Source organism: Pseudomonas sp. CFBP 13719 (assembly GCF_014842095.1).
In the GTDB taxonomy this organism is placed as follows: domain Bacteria; phylum Pseudomonadota; class Gammaproteobacteria; order Pseudomonadales; family Pseudomonadaceae; genus Aquipseudomonas.
In genome coordinates, this window is the sequence record NZ_JACYVB010000007.1 from 23,319 (window position 1) to 41,732 (window position 18,414).

Here is an 18,414-nt window from a genome sequence, read left to right on the forward strand (position 1 = left end):
GTCCAAGTCCCTCTGCTCTGCCGTTGGCCCGCAAGGGGGCCGCCAAGCGACAGGAGTTTCCGGGAGTAATGGAAGTAAGTCTGTAGGACCTGTCCCACGGCGACGCGGGAAATGTCCTGATCTACGGTCGCACGTTACACCTCGACGCCTCGGCAAACGCCCTCAGGGCAGGCGCAGATCCAGCAGGGTGCGCAGGGCGCTACCTTCGGGCCAGTTGCGCAGCAACCGTTCACGGTCGCGCTGGTGGGCGGGTGCGAAGCTGCTGTCGCTGGCGTGTTGCTGCATGGCGTCCAGGTCGATCAGCGCCCAGCGGCCGTCGTGCCAGAACAGGTTGTGGCCCTTGAGGTCGCCGTGGCTGATGCGTTCGCGAATCAGGTCGGCGAACAGCTGGTCCAGGGCCTGGAGCTGATCCTCGGGAACGTCACCTGTGTCGACATGTTCGGCGAAGGCTTCGATCAGGTCCGGGCCGCTCAGGTGTTCGGTCACCAGAAAGGCCTCGCGGCGCAACCACAACGTGCGCTTCTCAAGCACACCCAAGGGCTTGGGCGTGGCGATGCCGAGGAACAGCAGGCGGTTGCCCTCGACCCACGAATGCCAGGCACGGCTCGGCCGCCAGAAGCGCTTGGCCCAGTGCAGCAGATTCTTGATGTTGTAGCGCTTGATCAGCAGGTCGCGGCCTTGGCTGTGCACGCGGCCGACCGTGGCGGCGCCGCCGGTCTTGTAGATATGACCCTGTTCGAGCAGGGCATCGGCATCGCGCAACACTGGCAGCAGGGCCGCCTCTTCTTCGCGGCGAATGGCGCGCAGGCTGGAGGCGCTGTCCTGCACGCTGAACAGGCTGCAGTCGCGGCCCACTTTGCTCAGATAGTCCTTCAGGCGCCAGGCGCGGACCTTGTCGATCTGCTTCTGCAGCGCTTCCATGGGCAGGCCGTGTTCGCCGTTGGCCAGCAGGTAATACACCAGCAGCTCTTCGGTGAAGGGTTCAAGGTGCTTGGGCAGTTGGGCGAAGAACACGCCAAGGTTTTCCAGGACCTTCTGCCGTGACAGCGGCTTGCCGACCTGTTCGGCCTGAATGCCAGCGCCGTCGATGAGGAACACCTGGCCGCTGTGGCGCAGCAGGTTGTCCAGGTGCAGGTCTTGTTGCCACAGGCCCTTGCCGTGCATCTGGCCGATGACACCGAGGGCTTCGCCGAGCACGGCGGTTTGTTCGTCAGCCAGAGGTGGCAGGGTTTCCACGCGGGCCCATTCGTCGGCCAGGCTGTGGGCATTTTCCAGGTACTCGAACAGCAGCCAGCCACCCTCGCCTTCCTGCAGGCCGTCGGCGAGCAGTTGCGGGGTGGTCAGGCGTTGTTCGGCAAGCAGACGCACGCCCTCCAGTTCGCGCTGGAAATGCCGGGCGGCCTTGCTGCCGACCAGCAGTTTGGCGAGCACGGTGCGGCCACGCCAGATACCGGCGCCGACGTAGCGCTGGCCGGGCAGGACGCGCAGGAGGGTCAGCAGTTGCAGCTCGGCAGGGCCGGCGGCATCGGCCAGCGTGATGCTCAGGGGCAACGCGGGGGTGCGGCCGGCTTGGGTCAGTTCAGACAGGCGCATCAGCGGCCTTCCTTGTGGTTGCGACGGCGGCTCAAACGTTGAAGCCAGGCATCGACCAGAGGGCTGGCTTCGGGCTGGGCCAGGTACGCGGCCAGTAATACGCGAATGTCTGCAGACTGCCAGCGCGGTGCCCGGCGCAGCAATGGTTCGAGGTCCTTGGCGCGGTCGCGCTGGCCGAACAGCAATGGCCGAGTCTTTTCCAGGTCGATCAATTGCGCCTGATACCCGCTCGCCGTGGCGCGCAGGAAGATGTGCTTGGGGTAGAAGCAGCCATGCACCTGCCCCGCCGAATGCAGAATGCGGCCCAGCTCGCCACAGGCCACCAGCACCGCGCGACGCTCTTCGGGGGCCAGGGTGGGCCACTGCTGCAGCACCGCTTCGAGGTCGGACCAGCCATCCAGCGCTCGGGTCATGAGCATGGCACGGGTTTCACCCTGAACCTGGCGCTGACCGTAGAACACCGCCTGCAACGCCGGGATGCCCTGCTTGCGATAGCGGCTGATGTTGCGAAACTCGCGGGCGAAGGTTGGCTCGCCGAAGGGCCGGGCCAGGGTGCGGGTCAAATAGTTGCTTTGCCGCTTGAGGTAGAAACCGCGGCCTTCCAGGTCCAGGCGATACACGCTGCTCCAGCCGCCACGGCCGGTGTTGGGTTCGTCCACGGCGTCCAGTTGCAGGTTCCACAGTGCATCGAATGTGGCCAGCCCGTGGCGCTCCAGCAAGGCGCGCTCCTCGCTGGCGATGAAGTCGCTCATTCGCGGCCCTCGAAGAATTTGACGATTTTGCGCACACGCAGCTTGTCCGAGGCATTGAGCTTTTCGCGGCGGCGGTACTGCAGGTAGAAGCGCAGGCGCTGGGTGTTGGACAGTTCGCTCTTGCCCAGTTTGTCCAGGCAGGCGAGGTCCTTGATGATGCGATAGCGCAGCATGAAGCTGCGCCAGAAAGCACCATTGGGACAGTCGATGAAGTACAGCACGTCCTTGTCGTCCACCAGCAGGTTGCGCCACTTCAGATCGTTGTGGGTGAAGTGGTTGTCGTGCAGCGTGCGCGTATGCTGCGCCAACTGCCGACTGATGTGGTCGACCCAGGCCCGGTTGCGCAACCGCGGATCGTCGCTCAGCGCCAGTTGGTGCAGGTCTTGGGTGTTGGCCAGTTCGCGGGTGATCAGCGCCCCGCGGTCATAGCTGGCGCCGTTGCGTTCCAGGCCCCAGGCCACCACTTCGGCAGTGGGAATGCCCCACTTGGCGAAGCGCTTGAGGTTCTGCCATTCGGCCTTCACCCGTGGCTTGCCCAAGTGCGCGCGCAGGCCCTTGCCGGCGCCCACGTAGCGTTTGACGTAATAGTTGACCCCACCGCGCTGCACGCGAATCACCTCGGACAGCGGGTCGCGGGTCAGGCGCTCGCCGGTGAGGGCGAACACGCTGTCCAGGCTGCCGAAGTCGGCCTGCAGGTGCGCGTAGCCCCCTTCCAGGTTCCAGCCCGCCATCAGAGAGCATCCCCGTAGCGCAATTTGCGGTCGTACAGTTTATTCGCCTTGCCGTCGAGCCAGCCGAGCAGCACTGCTTCTTCCTTGAGCACACGGCGCAGGGGCTGCTGGAAATAGTCGCGCAGGAAGCGCAGCTTGTCGCGGCGCGTCAGGCCGATGTCCAGCGCCGAGAAATACAGCGCGGCGAGGTCCTTGTCGCGCCAGCGGCGAGTGATGCGCGGACGTACCTGGGCACGGTGCAGATCGATCACCGAGAGCTTGAAATCATCGGCCTTGACCGGCTTGTCGGTGTGCAGCAGAAAGTGGCAGATGTAGCAGTCGCGGTGATTCACTCCAGCGCGGTGCATCATGCCGACCAGGCGCGCCACCTCGGCGATCAGCGCGCGCTTGAGCGCCGGTTGCGGCGGCTGCTTGGCCCAATTCAGGCTCAGCACTTCCAGGTCGATGGTAGGCGCCAGCTCCTGGGTGATGATGAACGAGTGCTGATCGGCCGGGTTGCTGCCGCGCTCGCCGTAGGCCACCGCCGTCATGCTCGGTACACCGGCTTCGCGCAGGCGTTGAATGGCTTTCCATTCCTGGCCGGCGCCGAGCACCGGGAGCTTGGCGGTGAGCAGGTTCTTGGCGATTTCCGCCCAGCCCACGCCACGGTGGATCTTGACGAAATAGCCCTTGCCGTCGACTTCGGTGCGCAGCGTGCGACGTGCTTCGAGTTCGCGGAACACTTCGCCTTGCAGCGCCTCGACGGCCACGAAGGGATCGCGCCCGGCCCACAGCGTCTTGAACGGCTCGTCGAGCACCAGTTTCATGGTCGCGCCTCCAGAATAACGTCGGCGGCATGCTCGGGCATGCTGTAGATGTCGGCGCTGTCGGCGAACGCCAGGCCATTGGCCGACCAGGTCGCGCGGGCGCCGTCGTCTTCGAGCATGCGCTGCAGGTAGCGGTTGAGTTCTTCCTGCTCGAAAGGCTCGCTGAGCACCAGCCCGGCATCGGCCTGGGCAATGTAATGGGCATAGCCGCACACCGCCGAGACCAGCACCGGCAAGCCAGCCACCACCGCTTCGAGCAGCACCGTGCCGGTGTTCTCGTTGTAGGCGGGGTGAATCAGCACATCGGCGCCGAGCAGGAAGCGCGGAATGTCACTGCGGCCCTTGAGGAACTGCACCCGGTCGCCCAGGCCGAGCGCTGCGCTCTGCATCTGGAACAGCTTGGGATCGTCCTGGCCGATGACCATCAGCCGCACGCGCTTGCGCAGCGCCGCTGGCAAGGCTGCCATGGCCTTGAGGCTGCGGTCCACGCCCTTGGTCTTGAAGCCGGAGCCGATCTGCACCAGCAGCAGCTCGTCGTCCTCAAGCATGAATTCGCCACGGAACTCGGCGCGAATCAACGCAGCGTCCGGCGGCGCACGACGGTCGTGGGCAATGCCTGGCGGCAGCAGGTGAAAGCGTGCCAGCGGGGTGTCGTAATGCTTGATGAACAGCGGTTGCTGGACCTCGGAAATCATCAGGATTTCGGTTTTGGCATCGCGGCCGAACACGGCCCGCTCGTAGTCGGCGAAATGCTTGTAGCGCCCCCAGTAGCGGTACAGCGAATGACGCAGGTTCTGCGCCTTGTCTTCGTAGCAGCCGTCGGCCGCGTAGTAGACGTCCAGCCCGGGCATCTTGTTGAAGCCGATCAGGCGGTCTACCGGGCGCTTGGCCAGGTCGGCCTGCATCCAGCTGAGCAGCTTCTCGTTGCGCCGGTGGTTGAAGAACGCCTTGACCGGCGCGACGTGGACCTCGAAACCTTCGGGCACCTCGCCTTCCCAGATCAGCGTATAGACGCGGATGCTGTGGCCACGGCGCTGGCACTCAAGGGCGATGCGCATGAAATCGCGCTGCAGGCCACCGAAGGGAAAATACTTGTAGAGCACGAATGCCAGTTGCATCAGCGGAGATCCTCGGCCAGTAACACGGTGCTCAGTCGGCTTGCCACGCGCTCGGGGTCGAGCCGGGTGAAACACAGCGGCCACTCGCGTTTGAGATCGAACCGACGCTGGTCTTCCGGCGTCGGCTGGTAGGTACAGGTTTTCTGCAGGCACGGCGCGCAGGGGGGGAAGTCGCTGGCCAGGTGAATCTGGCCGCGACCGTAGGCACCGGTCAGGCCAACGTTGGTCGGGCCGAACAGGGAGATGGTCGGCACGTCGAGGGCGGCGGCCAGGTGGCCAAGGCCGGTGTCGACCGCCACGCAGGCGCGCGCCTCGGCCAGGGTCTGCGCCATTCCGGCCAGGTTCAACCGAGGCAGCACCACGCAGTTCTTCAGGCCCGCGGCAATGCGCTGCGCGCGCGCCTGTTCGGCTTCATTGCCCCACGGCAAACGCACCTGAATGTGGGCATGCCCCAGGCGTTCGGCCAGCTCGCGCCAGTAGGCTTCCGGCCAGTGCTTGGTGTCCCAGGTGGTGCCGTGCAGGAACACCACGAACGCCGGGCCGGGAATCAAGTCGCGCCACTGCAGGCGATTGAGGCCGTAGTCGCCAGTGCCCTTGGGCAGGTCATAGCCCAGTGCCAGGGCGAACAGCTGGCGCACGCGTTCGACCGCGTGCTGGCCACGCGCGACGGCCAAACGCCGATGATAGAAACGGCTGGCCAGGCTTTCGCGCGCAGAGCCTTTGTCGAGGCCGGCCACCGGAGCCTTGACCAGACGCGTCAGCCAGGCGCTCTTGAGCAGCCCCTGGGCGTCGATCACCAGGTCGTAACGGTTGGCGCGCAGGCGCTGGCGCAGCTGCTTGAATTCGCCGCTCTTGTAGGTTTGCCAGAGGTTCTTGCGCCAGCGGCGTATGGCCACCGGAATGACCGTGTCCACGGCCGGATGCCATTTCGGGATCTCGGCGAAGCCCTCCTCCACCACCCAGTCGAAACGAATGCCCGGCACGGCCCGCGCCGCATCGGTCAGCGCCGGAAGGGTATGAATAACGTCGCCCATGGACGAGGTCTTGATCAGCAATACCCGCAATTCATTCCGCCTTGACTGTCAGTTCGACCGTGGCCGGCCCTTCCACCTGCTGCAATGCATCGGCAACCCGCTGGGGTTCCAGCAGGCGCAGGCAATTGTAGTGGCCGAAGCGGCAGGTACGGTCGAAGCACGGGCTGCAATCCAGACCCAGGCGCACCACTTCGACTTTTTCTGCCAGGGGTGGCGTGAAGCCGGGCGAGGTCGAGCCGTACACGGCCACCAGCGGCCGGTTGAGCGCGGCGGCCACGTGCATGAGGCCCGAATCGTTGGACACCACGGCGTCGGCGCACGACATCAGGTCGATGGCCTCGGCCAGCGCGGTTTCACCGGACAGGTTGTAGGCTTCCTCGCGCAGGCCGGGAATCAGCCGCTCGCGGATGGCCTCGCCCACCGGGAAGTCTTTCTTGGAGCCGAACAGCCAGACCTGCCAGCCTTCACGGATCTTGATTTCGGCCACTTCGGCGTAGTGCTCGGACGGCCAGCGCTTGGCTTCGCCGAACTCGGCCCCGGGGCACAGGGCAAGCACCGGACGATCCAGGGCCAGGCCGAACTTGGCCAGGGCAGCGTCGCGGCTGGCTGGGTCGATGCGCAGCTCGGGGCGTGGATAGGGTTGCGGCAACAGGGCGCCAGGCTCGAAGGCCAGGGCCATGAAGCGCTCGATCATCAATGGGTAGCGTTGCTTGTCCAGCGTGCGCACATCGTTTAGCAGGCCGTAGCGAAATTCGCCGCGCCAGCCGGTGCGCTGGGGGATGCCGGCGAAGAACGGCACCAGCGCCGACTTCAGTGAGTTGGGCAACAGAATGGCCTGGTCGTACTGACCCTTGAGGCTTTTGCCGATGCGTCGGCGCGTGGCCAGCTCGAGCTCGCCGTGGCCGAGCGGAAAGCTCAAGGCTGCGCGCACTTCGGGCATGCGCTCCAGAATCGGGCGGCTCCATTCAGGCGCCAGCACGTCGATCAGGCAGTCGGGGTGCCGTTGCTTGAGGCTCTGGAACAGGGTCTGTGCCATTACCATGTCACCGACCCAGCTGGGCCCAATGATCAGAATTCTCATAGTTTTCCAGAACAGTCAGTCGGGTGGTGCGGTGGTGCCAGGGATTTCGGTGCCAGCCTTTTCGCGGCCACGGACCGCTCCTACAGGGATCGGGGTCACCCGTAGGAGCGGTCATCGGCCGCGAAACAGGCGCCGCGCAGTGCCTGAAAAACCGCGGAGCCCTGTTCGCGGCCACTGGCCGCTCCTACGGGGCAAATAGGTGGGTACCGCCTTCAGCTCAACCCCAGCTCACCCCAGATCCGCATCACCTCGCGCCGTTCGTCGATGAACTGATTGCCCGGGATCACCCCGGCCTGCTTCTGCAGGGCCTGGCGATGGGCGGCCGAGCGGTAGGCCTTGTAGGCCTCACGCAGCAACCCCGCATCGGCGGCGGGCAACAATCCGGCCTCTTCCAGGCCTTCGAGAATGCGAATGTTGTCGGTGTATCGCAGCAGGTCCGGGTGCTTGCCCGACCACGCCAGAGCCGCGTATTGCACCATAAATTCGATATCGACGATACCACCGGCGTCTTGCTTGACGTCAAAGCGCTGGCCAGCTTCGAAGGCATTGGCGCCTCGTCCCGCTGCGGTCTGGCGCGTACCGAGGTTGTCACGCATCTTCGCGCGCATCTCGCTGACCTCGGTACGCAGCGTATCCAGGTCGCGCGGTTTGGCCAGCACGGCGCCACGCACCTGCTCGAACTCGGCGCCCGTCTGGCGGCAGCCTACCAGCACCCGGGCGCGCACCAGCGCCTGGTGCTCCCAGGTCCACGCCTCGGTCTGCTGGTAGCGCGAGAACGCCGCCACCGAGCTGACCAGCAGCCCCGCCGCACCGGAGGGACGCAGGCGCATGTCGACTTCGTACAGTTGACCGGAGTTGGTCTGCGCGGTCAGCAGGTGAATGATGCGCTGGCCCAGGCGGGTGAAGAACTGAGCGCTGTCGATCGGCTTGGCGCCGTCGGTTTCCAGGCTCGGGTCGCCATCGTGGATGAACACCAGGTCCAGGTCCGAGCCATGGCCCAGCTCGATGCCACCGACCTTGCCATAACCGACGATGACAAAGGCCGGATCGCAATCACTGCCATCGGCCCGCTTGGGCACGCCATGGCGCGCCACGGTCTGCCGCCAGGCCAGGGCCAGCACTTGCGCAAGAATCGCCTCGGCCAGCCAGGTCAGGTAATCGCTGACCTTCATCAGTGGCAAGCCACCGGCGATTTCCGAAGCGGCTACGCGCAGGTTGTGCGCCAGCTTGAAATGGCGCAGCGCTTCCATCTGCTGTTCCAGATCGTCCTCGGGGATGCGCGTGAGCCGTTCACGCAACTCGGCGGCCAGCTCCGGTGCCAACGGCGGGTTGAACAGCCGCGCTTCGTTGAGCAGCTCGTCGAGCAGCAACGGGAATCGCGCAATCTGTTCGGCGATCCACGGGCTGGCCGCGCACAGGGTCAGCAGGCGCCGCAGCGCATCGGGATTCTCCGTCAGCAGCACCAGATACGCCGAACGCCGCGCCACGGCTTCTACCAGCGGCAGCACCCGCTCCAGAATCAGGTCCGGGTCGGCGTGTTCCACCGCCTGGGCCAGCAGGCGCGGAATGAAAGCATCCAGGCGCTCGCGGCTCAGGCGCTGCATGGCGCGAAGTTGCGGACTGCCGCGCAGGTCTTCAAGACGCTTGAGCGCCTGGCGCGCGTCGCTGAAACCGGCTTCCTGCAATTGCCGGCAAGCCGAATCGGCGTCATGGGTTTCTTCCCACAGTGGCAGCCACTCGCCGCCGATCACCATTGCCTCGCTGGTTTCGGCGTCTTCGTCCGGGTCGGCGATCACTTGCGCGAAGTGCCAGGCGGTCCGGCCGCGCCAGTGCATCAGGCGCGTGTGGAACGCTGGCCAATCAGCGAAACCCATCATGAAGGCGATGCGCGCACGGTCCCGTTCATCGTCGGGGAGCATCTGTGTCTGCCGGTCGGCAATGGCCTGGATGGCGTGCTCGGTGTAACGCAGGAATTCATAGCCCTCGCGCAGTTCGTCCACTACCGCAGCAGGCAGATAGCCCTGCCCCTCCAGGGTCTTCAGCACCTTGAGCAAGGGCCGCTGCTGCAGGCTCAGGTCACGCCCGCCGTGGATCAACTGAAATGCCTGGGCGATGAATTCGACTTCACGGATGCCGCCCGAGCCCAGCTTGATATTGTCGGCCATGCCCTTGCGCCGCACTTCCTGCTGGATCAGTTGCTTCATGGTGCGCAAGGCGTCGATGGCGGAGAAATCCAGGTAGCGGCGATAGACGAACGGTCGCAGCATGTCGAGCAACTGCGCACCGGCCTGCTGGTCGCCGGCCACCACCCGCGCCTTGATCATCGCGTAGCGTTCCCAGTCGCGGCCCTGGTCCTGATAGTACTGCTCCAGCGCGTTGAAGCTGAGCACCAGCGCACCGGATGAGCCGTAAGGACGCAGGCGCATGTCGACGCGGAAGACGAAGCCGTCGACGGTGATCGGGTCCAGGGCCTTGATCAGCCGCTGGCCAAGGCGGATGAAGAACTCTTGATTGTCCAGAGGACGCTTGGCCCCCTGGGTTTCGCCGCCTTCGGGATAGCCGAAGATCAGGTCGATGTCGGACGACAGGTTCAGCTCCACTGCGCCCAGCTTGCCCATGCCCAGCACCACCATGTGCTGCTGCTCGCCGCTGCGCCGGCCCATGGGCGTACCCAATTGCTGGCATTGGCGCGGGTACAGCCATTGATAGGCTTGGTCGATGCAGGCGTCGGCCATGTCCGACAGGTCGCGGCAGGTCTGCACCAGGTCGGCGAGGCGGTTCAGGTCGCGCCAGATGATGCGCACCTGCTGCCGCGCACGCTGGCGGCGCAGGGTGCGGGCGAGGTCATCTTCGCCGTCGGTCTGGGCCACGGCGAGGGCGATCTGCTCGCGCAGTTCACCGGGGTTGAAGGGACGGTCGAGGTCGCCGCTGGCGATGAGGTCGAGCAGCATGGCGGGGTTCTGGATGGCCTGCTGCAGGACGAAATCGCTGGCGGTGGTGACGCGGTCCCATTGTTGCCAGCGCTCGGTGGGCCAGTTGAGGGGGGTGGTGACTGGGGAGCCCTCTTCGCGGCCACTGACCGCTCCCACGGGGTCCATGCAGTGTGGGGGTCCACTGTGGGAGCGGTCAGCGGCCGCGAACGGGGCCCCAGCCCCCGCAACAGCCGCCTGGAACGACTCGCGATTGCGCGACACCAACGGCATGAGAACGGCCGGAATTTCGACCAGCAAAGGCAGGTTCATGGTCTATCCTTGTGCAGCGTGAAGAGCCCGGTAAAGGTCTGTATAGACAGGTTCATCTGTCCCTGAACTGTCGAACAAAGGTGATAAATAGCTGACTTTCTTCAGAACTTGGCAGAAGTCACTCACGCTTAGCCCCAAGATGAATACATTCGATCACAGGTAACGATCCAACCCACAACCGGACAGGGGGCCAAAAGCCTGTATCCTGTGTCTACCCGGCTGCCCACCGCCCGCAGGGGCATGAAAAGGGCAGGGATTTGTAGTAAAACTACAGCTCGCCGGAAAAGCTGCCGGTAATCCAAGAATTCAATATCGTCTGCCCACAAGGCCAGTCGCAAACTCAGGCTTCGATTCTGGAAGCCTTTCCGCCCTGGAGCAAGCCATGCAAGACCTCGATCCCGTCGAAACCCAGGAATGGCTGGATGCCCTGGAGTCGGTCCTCGACAAAGAAGGCGAAGACCGCGCTCACTACCTGATGACCCGCATGGGCGAGTTGGCCACCCGCAGTGGTTCACAACTCCCCTACGCCATCACCACGCCGTACCGCAACACCATCCCCGTCACCCACGAAGCACGCATGCCTGGCGACCTGTTCATGGAACGCCGCATTCGCTCGTTGGTGCGTTGGAACGCATTGGCGATGGTGGTGCGCACCAACCTGCGCGACCCGGACCTGGGCGGCCACATTTCCAGCTTCGCCTCCAGCGCGACCCTGTACGACATCGGCTTCAACTACTTCTTCCAGGCTCCGACCGACGAACACGGCGGCGACCTCATCTACTTCCAGGGCCACGCTTCGCCTGGCGTCTACGCACGCGCCTTCATGGAAGGCCGCATCAGCGAAGACCAGATGAACAACTTCCGCCAGGAAGTGGACGGCAAGGGTCTGTCTTCGTATCCGCACCCTTGGCTGATGCCTGATTTCTGGCAGTTCCCGACCGTTTCCATGGGTCTGGGTCCGATCCAGGCGATCTACCAGGCGCGCTTCATGAAGTACATGGAAGCCCGCGGCTACATCCCTGCCGGCAAGCAGAAGATCTGGTGCTTCATGGGCGACGGCGAGTGCGACGAGCCCGAATCCCTGGGCGCGATCTCCCTGGCAGGCCGCGAGAAGCTGGACAACCTGATCTTCGTCATCAACTGCAACCTGCAGCGCCTCGACGGCCCGGTTCGCGGCAACGCCAAGATCATCCAGGAACTGGAAGGCGTGTTCCGTGGCGGTGGCTGGAACGTCAACAAAGTCGTGTGGGGCCGCTTCTGGGACCCACTGCTGGCAAAAGACGTCGACGGCATCCTGCAGCGTCGCATGGACGAAGTCATCGACGGCGAGTACCAGAACTACAAGGCCAAGGACGGCGCGTTCGTCCGTGAGCACTTCTTCAACTCGCCGGAACTCAAGGCCATGGTCGCCGACCTGTCCGACGACGAGATCTGGAAGCTCAACCGTGGTGGCCACGACCCGTACAAGGTCTATGCAGCCTACCATCAGGCGGTGAACCACAAGGATCAGCCGACCGTCATCCTGGCCAAGACCATCAAGGGTTACGGCACCGGTGCAGGCGAAGCCAAGAACACCGCGCACAACACCAAGAAGGTCGACGTCGACAGCCTGCGCAAATTCCGCGACCGCTTCGACGTACCCATCAAGGACGACGAGCTGGAAAGCATGCCGTTCTACAAGCCCGAAGAAGGCAGCGCCGAAGCCCGCTACCTGAGCGAGCGCCGCGCCGCCTTGGGCGGTTTCGTGCCGCAGCGCCGAGCCAAGAGCTTCAGCATTCCGACGCCACCCCTGGAAACGCTCAAGGCGATCCTGGACGGTTCGGGCGACCGTGAAATTTCCACCACCATGGCATTCGTGCGGATTCTGTCGCAGCTGGTCAAGGACAAGGAAATCGGTCAGCGCATCGTTCCGATCATCCCGGACGAGGCCCGTACCTTCGGTATGGAAGGCATGTTCCGCCAGCTGGGCATCTACTCCTCCGTCGGTCAGCTGTACGATCCGGTCGACAAGGACCAGGTGATGTTCTACCGCGAGGACAAGAAAGGCCAGATCCTCGAGGAAGGCATCAACGAAGCCGGCGCCATGTCGTCGTTCATCGCCGCCGGTACGTCGTACAGCAACCACAACCAGCCGATGCTGCCGTTCTACATCTTCTACTCGATGTTCGGTTTCCAGCGTATCGGCGACCTGGCCTGGGCCGCTGGCGACAGCCGCACCCGTGGCTTCATGATCGGCGGCACCGCCGGCCGTACCACCCTGAACGGCGAAGGCCTGCAGCACGAAGACGGCCACAGCCATCTGCTTGCCGCGACCATCCCCAACTGCCGCACCTATGACCCCACCTACGGCTACGAGCTGGCGGTGATCATCCAGGACGGCATGAAGAAGATGACCGAAGAGCAACAGGACATCTTCTACTACATCACCGTGATGAACGAAGCCTACACCCAGCCTGCCATTCCGGCCGGCGCCGAGGAAGGCATCATCAAGGGCATGTACCTGCTCGAGGAAGACACCAAGGAAGCGGCGCACCACGTCCAGTTGCTGGGCTCGGGCACCATCCTGCGTGAAGTCCGCGAAGCGGCGAAGATCCTGCGCGAAGAGTTCAACGTCGGCGCCGACGTGTGGAGCGTCACCAGCTTCAACGAACTGCGCCGCGACGGCCTGGCCGTCGAGCGTTCGAACCGCCTGCACCCTGGGCAGAAGCCGCAGACCACCTACGTCGAAGAGTGCCTGAGCGGCCGCAAGGGTCCGGTCATTGCCTCTACCGACTACATGAAGCTGTTCGCCGAGCAGATTCGTCAGTGGGTTCCTTCCAAGGAATTCAAAGTCCTGGGTACCGATGGCTTCGGTCGCAGCGACAGCCGCAAGAAGCTGCGTCACTTCTTCGAAGTGGACCGCAACTTCGTCGTGCTGGCTGCTCTGGAAGCCTTGGCAGATCGCGGCGATATCGAAGCCAAGGTGGTGGCCGAGGCCATCGTCAAGTTCGGTATCGACCCTGACAAACGCAACCCACTGGACTGCTGAGGAGATTTTTTGTGAGCGAACTCATTCGCGTACCTGACATCGGCAGCGGTGAAGGTGAAGTCATTGAATTGCTGGTCAAGGTCGGCGACCGCATCGAGGCGGAGCAGAGCCTGCTGACCCTCGAGTCGGACAAGGCCAGCATGGAAGTGCCGGCGCCCAAGGCGGGCGTCGTGAAAAGCATCAAGGTCAAGCTGGGCGACCGCCTGAAAGAAGGCGACGAACTGCTGGAGCTGGACGTCGAGGGTGCTGAAGAAGCGCCCCAGGCCTCCGAGCCTGCCGCTGCGCCAAAGCTGGAAGAGAAAGCCGAGGCCGCGCCCGCCGCTGCCCCAGCCGCCGCTCCCGCTGCCGCAGCTTCGAGCCAGGACATCCACGTGCCGGATATCGGTTCGTCGGGCAAGGCGCAGATCATCGAGATCTCGGTGAAGGTCGGTGACACCGTCACCGCCGATCAGTCCTTGATTACCCTGGAGTCGGACAAGGCCAGCATGGAAATTCCATCGCCGGCCGCAGGTGTGGTGGAAAGCATCAGCGTCAAGCTGAACGACGAAGTCGGCACCGGTGACCTGATCCTCAAGCTTGCGGTCGAAGGCGCAGCTCCTGCTGCTGCCCCGGCCGCCGCTGCCCCCGCACCTGCCGCAGCAGCGCCTGCAGCGGCTGAAAAGCCGGCCGCAGCGCCTGCCGGCGACAGCGTGCAGGACATCCACGTGCCGGACATCGGTTCGGCCGGCAAGGCCAAGATCATCGAAGTACTGGTCAAGGCCGGCGACACGGTCGAAGCCGACCAGTCGCTGATCACCCTGGAATCGGACAAGGCCAGCATGGAGATCCCTTCTCCGGCTGCCGGCGTGGTCGAAAGCGTCAGCGTCAAGCTGGAAGACGAAGTGGGTACCGGCGACCTGATTCTCAAGCTGAAAGTGGCCGGTGCAGCCCCCGCAGCGCCTGCCCAGGCGGCTGCCCCTGCCGCAGCGGCGGCTGAATCCAAGCCCGCGCCGGCCCCAGCGGCTGCCGAGAAGCCTGCTGCTGCACCCGCAGCACCAGCCGCACCGGCCGGTGCCAAGGTGCATGCCGGCCCGGCCGTTCGCCAATTGGCGCGCGAGTTCGGTGTCGAGCTGAACGCGGTGAGCCCGACCGGCCCGCACGGTCGCATCCTCAAGGAAGACGTGCAGGTCTACGTCAAGGCGATGATGCTCAAGGCCAAGGAGGCACCGGCCGCTGCTGCCGGCGCCACCGGTGGTGCTGGCATTCCACCGATCCCGGTGGTCGACTTCAGCCGCTTCGGCGAAACCGAAGAAGTGCCGATGACCCGCCTGATGCAGGCCGGTGCCACCAACCTGCACCGCAGCTGGCTGAACGTGCCCCACGTGACGCAGTTCGACCAGGCCGATATCACCGAGCTGGAAGCGTTCCGCGTGGCGCAGAAAGCCGTGGCGGAAAAGGCCGGCGTCAAGCTGACCGTGCTGCCATTGCTGCTCAAGGCCTGTGCGCACCTGCTCAAGGAACTGCCGGACTTCAACGCTTCGCTGGCGCCGAGTGGCAAGGCGATCATTCGCAAGAAGTACGTCAACGTCGGCTTCGCGGTCGATACGCCGGACGGCCTGCTGGTGCCGGTGATCAAGAACGTCGATCAGAAGAGCCTGCTGCAACTGGCTGCCGAAGCCGCCGCCCTGGCCGAAAAGGCCCGGACCAAGAAGCTCTCGGCGGACGACATGCAGGGTGCCTGCTTCACCATCTCCAGCCTCGGGCACATTGGCGGCACCGGCTTCACGCCGATCGTCAACGCGCCGGAAGTGGCGATCCTGGGTGTCTCCAAGGCCACCATCCAGCCTGTCTGGGATGGCAAGGCGTTCCAACCCAAGCTGATGCTGCCGCTGTCGCTGTCCTACGATCACCGTGTGATCAACGGCGCGGCCGCTGCACGTTTCACCAAGCGTCTGGGCGAGTTGCTGACCGATATCCGCACCATGCTGCTGTAAGGCTGGCCGGATGAAAGAAACCCACCGTTACCGGTGGGTTTTTTTTGCCCCGAATTTGCCTCTGAAGCTCACAACCAGTGTGCGACACAGACGCTAATGCCCCCATGAACCCAGTATTTTCGGATCCAATTGCAGAATTTTGTGCGCCTGCCGACAACATGGAAGCACCGAGCCACTGTACCGCTTGTAAGCCCGGGCGCCATGATGCAACCTTGCCTGACGCGCCCGCCTGTAGGGACCCTAGCCTGTAGGGATCGTTGTCTCTGCGCGACCAGTACTCTTGAAGCGAGTTTTCAATGAAAAGCCAGCCCGATGCCGCCAACCGCATGGTGGCCGAGGTAGTGACGCAACTGCCGGTGCCCTCGCGCCTGGGAATGCTGCGTTTCGAACGGCTGAACGAGGCCAACTGGGCGCTGCTTTATCTGGATCCGGCCTGCGAACGAACCTTCGGTCTTCCTGCCGCGCAGCTGTGCTCGCTGACCGGCTCGCCGTACGCCAGCCTGATGGAGCCCGAGGCCCGGCACCGTCTGCACGATGCCATCCAGGCGCAGTTGGTCGACAGTGCCCACTACACCGTGCGTTACACCTTGCACAGCAACCATGGCAGCCTGCACCTGATGGAACTGGGCGAAGCCTTTCGCCAACGCAATCGGCAGTTGTTGCGTGGCTACTTGATGGTCGTCGACGCAGCTGTCGACAGCCTGGTCGAGACCAGCCTGACACCGGCCAACGCGGGCAGTCCGCTGCAGATGGCGCTGGAACTGAACCAGCGGGCGCAACAGGAACAACTGCAGCACATGGAACGTGCCAGCGCCCAGCAGGCATTGATCCTGAGCCTGGCGCAACAGCGCTACGGGACCCACAAGCCGCTGCTTGAGGCAGCCGAACTGATCACGCGCAACGCCTGCGATATCTATGCGGTGGACTGTGCCAGCCTGTGGACGCTGCAAGGCCAGCAGCTGTTGCCCATTACCGCCTACTACGGTGATCGACAGGTCCACGGCTGTCTGCAACCTGTGGACCTGTGTGAGTTTCCCGATTACCTGGCGGCCCTGCACGCCAGCCGCGCCATCGACGCCAGCGACGTGGCCAGCGACCCGCGCACGCGTCAGCTTGCCCAGCAACTGGCGATGCGCGATGTCAGTTCGGTGCTCGATGCCAGCATTCGTATCGACGGCCAGGTGGTCGGCGTGCTGTGCCTGGAGCAGAGTGGCAGCGGGCGTGTCTGGCGTGCGGACGAAATCGCCTTCGCCGGCGAGCTTGCCGACCAGTTCGCCCAGGTGATCAACAACCACGACCGTCGTGCAGCCACCAGCGCCTTGAATCTGTTCCAGCGCGCGGTCGAGCAAAGCGCCAATGCCTTTCTGCTGGTCAACTGCGACGGCGTGGTCGAGTACGTCAACCCCAGCTTCACCGCGATCACCCAATACAGCACCGAGGAAGTCCACGGCAAGCGCCTGGCCGATCTGCCAGCGCTGGAAAACCTCAGCGAGCTGCTGTTCGACGCGCCTTCGAGCCTGGCCAACGGCAACAGCTGGCAAGGCGAATTCAAGAGCCGTCGCAAGAACCTGGAACCCTATTGGGGCCAGCTGTCGATTTCCAAGGTGTACGGCGACGACCGTGAGCTGACCCATTACATCGGCATCTACGAAGACATCACCCAGAGCAAGCTGGCCCAGCAGCGCATCGAGCGCCTGGCCTACACCGACAATCTGACCAACCTGGGCAACCGTCCGGCGTTCATCCGCAGCCTGGACGAAAGCTTCGCCCACAACAGTGACCGGCCGATCAGCATGATGCTGGTGGACATCGACAACTTCAAACGGATCAACGACAGCCTCGGCCACCAGACTGGCGACAAGCTGCTGGTCAGCCTGTCGCGACGGCTGCGCAACAGCCTGAGTCCGGCCGGCAGCCTGGCACGTTTTGCCAGCAACGAGTTCGCCGTGCTGCTTCACGACACCGACCTGGAAGCTGGCCAGCGCATTGCCCAGCAGGTGCTGCTGACGCTGGACAAGCCGATGTTCGTGGATAACCAGTTGATCAACGTCACCGGCTCCGTGGGCCTTGCCTGTGCGCCGCTGCATGGATGCGACCCGCAGACCCTGATGAAGAACGCAGGCCTTGCGCTGCACAAGGCCAAGGCCAACGGCAAGCATCAGGTGCAGGTGTTCACCGAGGCGCTGAACGCCGAGGCCAGCTACAAGCTGTTCGTGGAGAACAACCTGCGCCGCGCCCTGACCCAGAACGAACTGGATGTGTTCTACCAGCCCAAGCTGTGCCTGCGCTCGGGTCGCCTGCTGGGCATGGAGGCGCTGCTGCGCTGGAACCATCCGGAAAAGGGCATGATTCGTCCCGATCAGTTCATCAGCGTGGCTGAAGAAACCGGTTTGATCATCCCCATCGGCAAATGGATCGCGCGTCAGGCCTGCCGCATGAGCAAAGCCCTCACCGCGGCCGGGCTGGGTCGCCTGCAGGTGGCGATCAATCTGTCACCCAAGCAGTTTTCCGATCCCGACCTGGTCGCGTCCATCGCCAGTATTCTGCAGGAAGAGGCGCTTGACGCCTCGCTGCTGGAGTTGGAACTGACCGAGGGCCTGCTGCTGGAAGCCACCGTGGATACCCACCAGCAGCTCGAACAGCTCAAGCAGCTAGGCATGACCCTGGCCATGGATGACTTCGGCACGGGGTATTCCTCGCTCAGCTACCTGAAGAAATTCCCCATCGATGTGATCAAGATCGATCGCAGCTTCATCCATGAAATCCCGGACAACCAGGACGATATGGAGATCACCTCGGCGGTGATCGCCATGGCGCACAACCTCAAGCTCAAGGTCGTGGCCGAGGGCATCGAGACCGCCGCACAACTGGCCTTTCTGCGTCGTCAGCGCTGCGACGTCGGCCAGGGCTACCTGTTCGACAAGCCGATTCCCGGCGCTGAGCTGATCGAACGGCTCAAACGCTATCCACGCGGGCCACAGGCCTGACCTTGCACTGTGCCGAGACGGATCAGCCGCAGACCTGACCAACCACTCGCCAGGGTAGTGCGCGACGTG

At 64.0% G+C, this 18,414-nt stretch carries 11 protein-coding genes; 3 read left to right on the forward strand and 8 right to left on the reverse strand.

The window, feature by feature from the left end; genetic code table 11:
* Positions 1-162 precede the first annotated feature (162 nt).
* From IFT57_RS19865 to glnE, 8 genes are all read right to left on the reverse strand, one after another.
* Entirely contained in the window at positions 163-1,593 is a 1,431-nt protein-coding gene (locus IFT57_RS19865; protein WP_192152431.1) for a lipopolysaccharide kinase InaA family protein, read from the reverse strand.
* A complete protein-coding gene (locus IFT57_RS19870; RefSeq protein ID WP_192152432.1) occupies positions 1,593-2,345 on the reverse strand; it encodes a lipopolysaccharide kinase InaA family protein in 753 nt (250 codons plus the stop codon). The genes IFT57_RS19865 and IFT57_RS19870 overlap by 1 nt, the downstream gene beginning before the upstream one ends.
* The gene (locus IFT57_RS19875) at positions 2,342-3,076 is read right to left on the reverse strand and encodes a lipopolysaccharide kinase InaA family protein (RefSeq protein ID WP_192152433.1); all 735 of its coding nucleotides are present in this window, start codon (positions 3,074-3,076) and stop codon (positions 2,342-2,344) included. Before IFT57_RS19875 ends, IFT57_RS19870 begins: the two co-directional genes overlap by 4 nt.
* Positions 3,076-3,882: a lipopolysaccharide core heptose(I) kinase RfaP gene (gene rfaP, locus IFT57_RS19880; RefSeq protein ID WP_192152434.1), complete on the reverse strand. Its 807-nt coding sequence runs from the start codon at positions 3,880-3,882 to the stop codon at positions 3,076-3,078. The genes IFT57_RS19875 and rfaP overlap by 1 nt, the downstream gene beginning before the upstream one ends.
* Positions 3,879-5,000 carry a glycosyltransferase family 4 protein gene (locus IFT57_RS19885; protein ID WP_192152435.1) on the reverse strand — a complete coding sequence of 374 codons (1,122 nt, stop codon included), beginning with the start codon at positions 4,998-5,000 and terminating at the stop codon, positions 3,879-3,881. The genes rfaP and IFT57_RS19885 overlap by 4 nt, the downstream gene beginning before the upstream one ends.
* A complete protein-coding gene (gene waaC / locus IFT57_RS19890; protein ID WP_192152436.1) occupies positions 5,000-6,064 on the reverse strand; it encodes a lipopolysaccharide heptosyltransferase I in 1,065 nt (354 codons plus the stop codon). The genes IFT57_RS19885 and waaC overlap by 1 nt, the downstream gene beginning before the upstream one ends.
* Position 6,065: 1 nt before the next feature.
* Positions 6,066-7,115 carry a lipopolysaccharide heptosyltransferase II gene (gene waaF / locus IFT57_RS19895; protein ID WP_192152437.1) on the reverse strand — a complete coding sequence of 350 codons (1,050 nt, stop codon included), beginning with the start codon at positions 7,113-7,115 and terminating at the stop codon, positions 6,066-6,068.
* A gap of 212 nt (positions 7,116-7,327) precedes the next feature.
* Positions 7,328-10,357: a bifunctional [glutamate--ammonia ligase]-adenylyl-L-tyrosine phosphorylase/[glutamate--ammonia-ligase] adenylyltransferase gene (gene glnE, locus IFT57_RS19900; RefSeq protein WP_446731217.1), complete on the reverse strand. Its 3,030-nt coding sequence runs from the start codon at positions 10,355-10,357 to the stop codon at positions 7,328-7,330.
* Between the two features lie 382 nt (positions 10,358-10,739).
* Here glnE and aceE point away from each other — a divergent pair, with 382 nt between their 5' ends.
* The 3 genes from aceE (at position 10,740) to IFT57_RS19915 (ending at position 18,345) form a co-directional block, all read left to right on the forward strand.
* On the forward strand, positions 10,740-13,385 hold the full coding sequence (gene aceE, locus IFT57_RS19905; protein ID WP_122715866.1) for a pyruvate dehydrogenase (acetyl-transferring), homodimeric type: 2,646 nt from the start codon (positions 10,740-10,742) through the stop codon (positions 13,383-13,385).
* A gap of 11 nt (positions 13,386-13,396) precedes the next feature.
* Positions 13,397-15,358, forward strand: a complete 1,962-nt coding sequence (gene aceF / locus IFT57_RS19910) for a dihydrolipoyllysine-residue acetyltransferase (protein WP_192152438.1) — start codon at positions 13,397-13,399, stop codon at positions 15,356-15,358.
* Positions 15,359-15,654: 296 nt separating this feature from the next.
* Positions 15,655-18,345, forward strand: coding sequence for a sensor domain-containing phosphodiesterase (locus tag IFT57_RS19915; RefSeq protein WP_192152439.1), 2,691 nt, complete (start codon positions 15,655-15,657; stop codon positions 18,343-18,345).
* Positions 18,346-18,414: the final 69 nt, after the last annotated feature.

Coding starts and splice junctions, on each gene's coding strand:
- IFT57_RS19865 (WP_192152431.1), bottom strand. CDS start 1,593: ATGCGCCTGTCTGAACTGACCCAAGCCGGCCGCACCCCCGCGTTGCCC.
- IFT57_RS19870 (WP_192152432.1), bottom strand. CDS start 2,345: ATGAGCGACTTCATCGCCAGCGAGGAGCGCGCCTTGCTGGAGCGCCAC.
- rfaP (WP_192152434.1), bottom strand. CDS start 3,882: ATGAAACTGGTGCTCGACGAGCCGTTCAAGACGCTGTGGGCCGGGCGC.
- IFT57_RS19915 (WP_192152439.1), top strand. CDS start 15,655: ATGAAAAGCCAGCCCGATGCCGCCAACCGCATGGTGGCCGAGGTAGTG.
- IFT57_RS19875 (WP_192152433.1), bottom strand. CDS start 3,076: ATGGCGGGCTGGAACCTGGAAGGGGGCTACGCGCACCTGCAGGCCGAC.
- IFT57_RS19885 (WP_192152435.1), bottom strand. CDS start 5,000: ATGCAACTGGCATTCGTGCTCTACAAGTATTTTCCCTTCGGTGGCCTG.
- aceE (WP_122715866.1), top strand. CDS start 10,740: ATGCAAGACCTCGATCCCGTCGAAACCCAGGAATGGCTGGATGCCCTG.
- glnE (WP_446731217.1), bottom strand. CDS start 10,357: ATGAACCTGCCTTTGCTGGTCGAAATTCCGGCCGTTCTCATGCCGTTG.
- waaF (WP_192152437.1), bottom strand. CDS start 7,115: ATGAGAATTCTGATCATTGGGCCCAGCTGGGTCGGTGACATGGTAATG.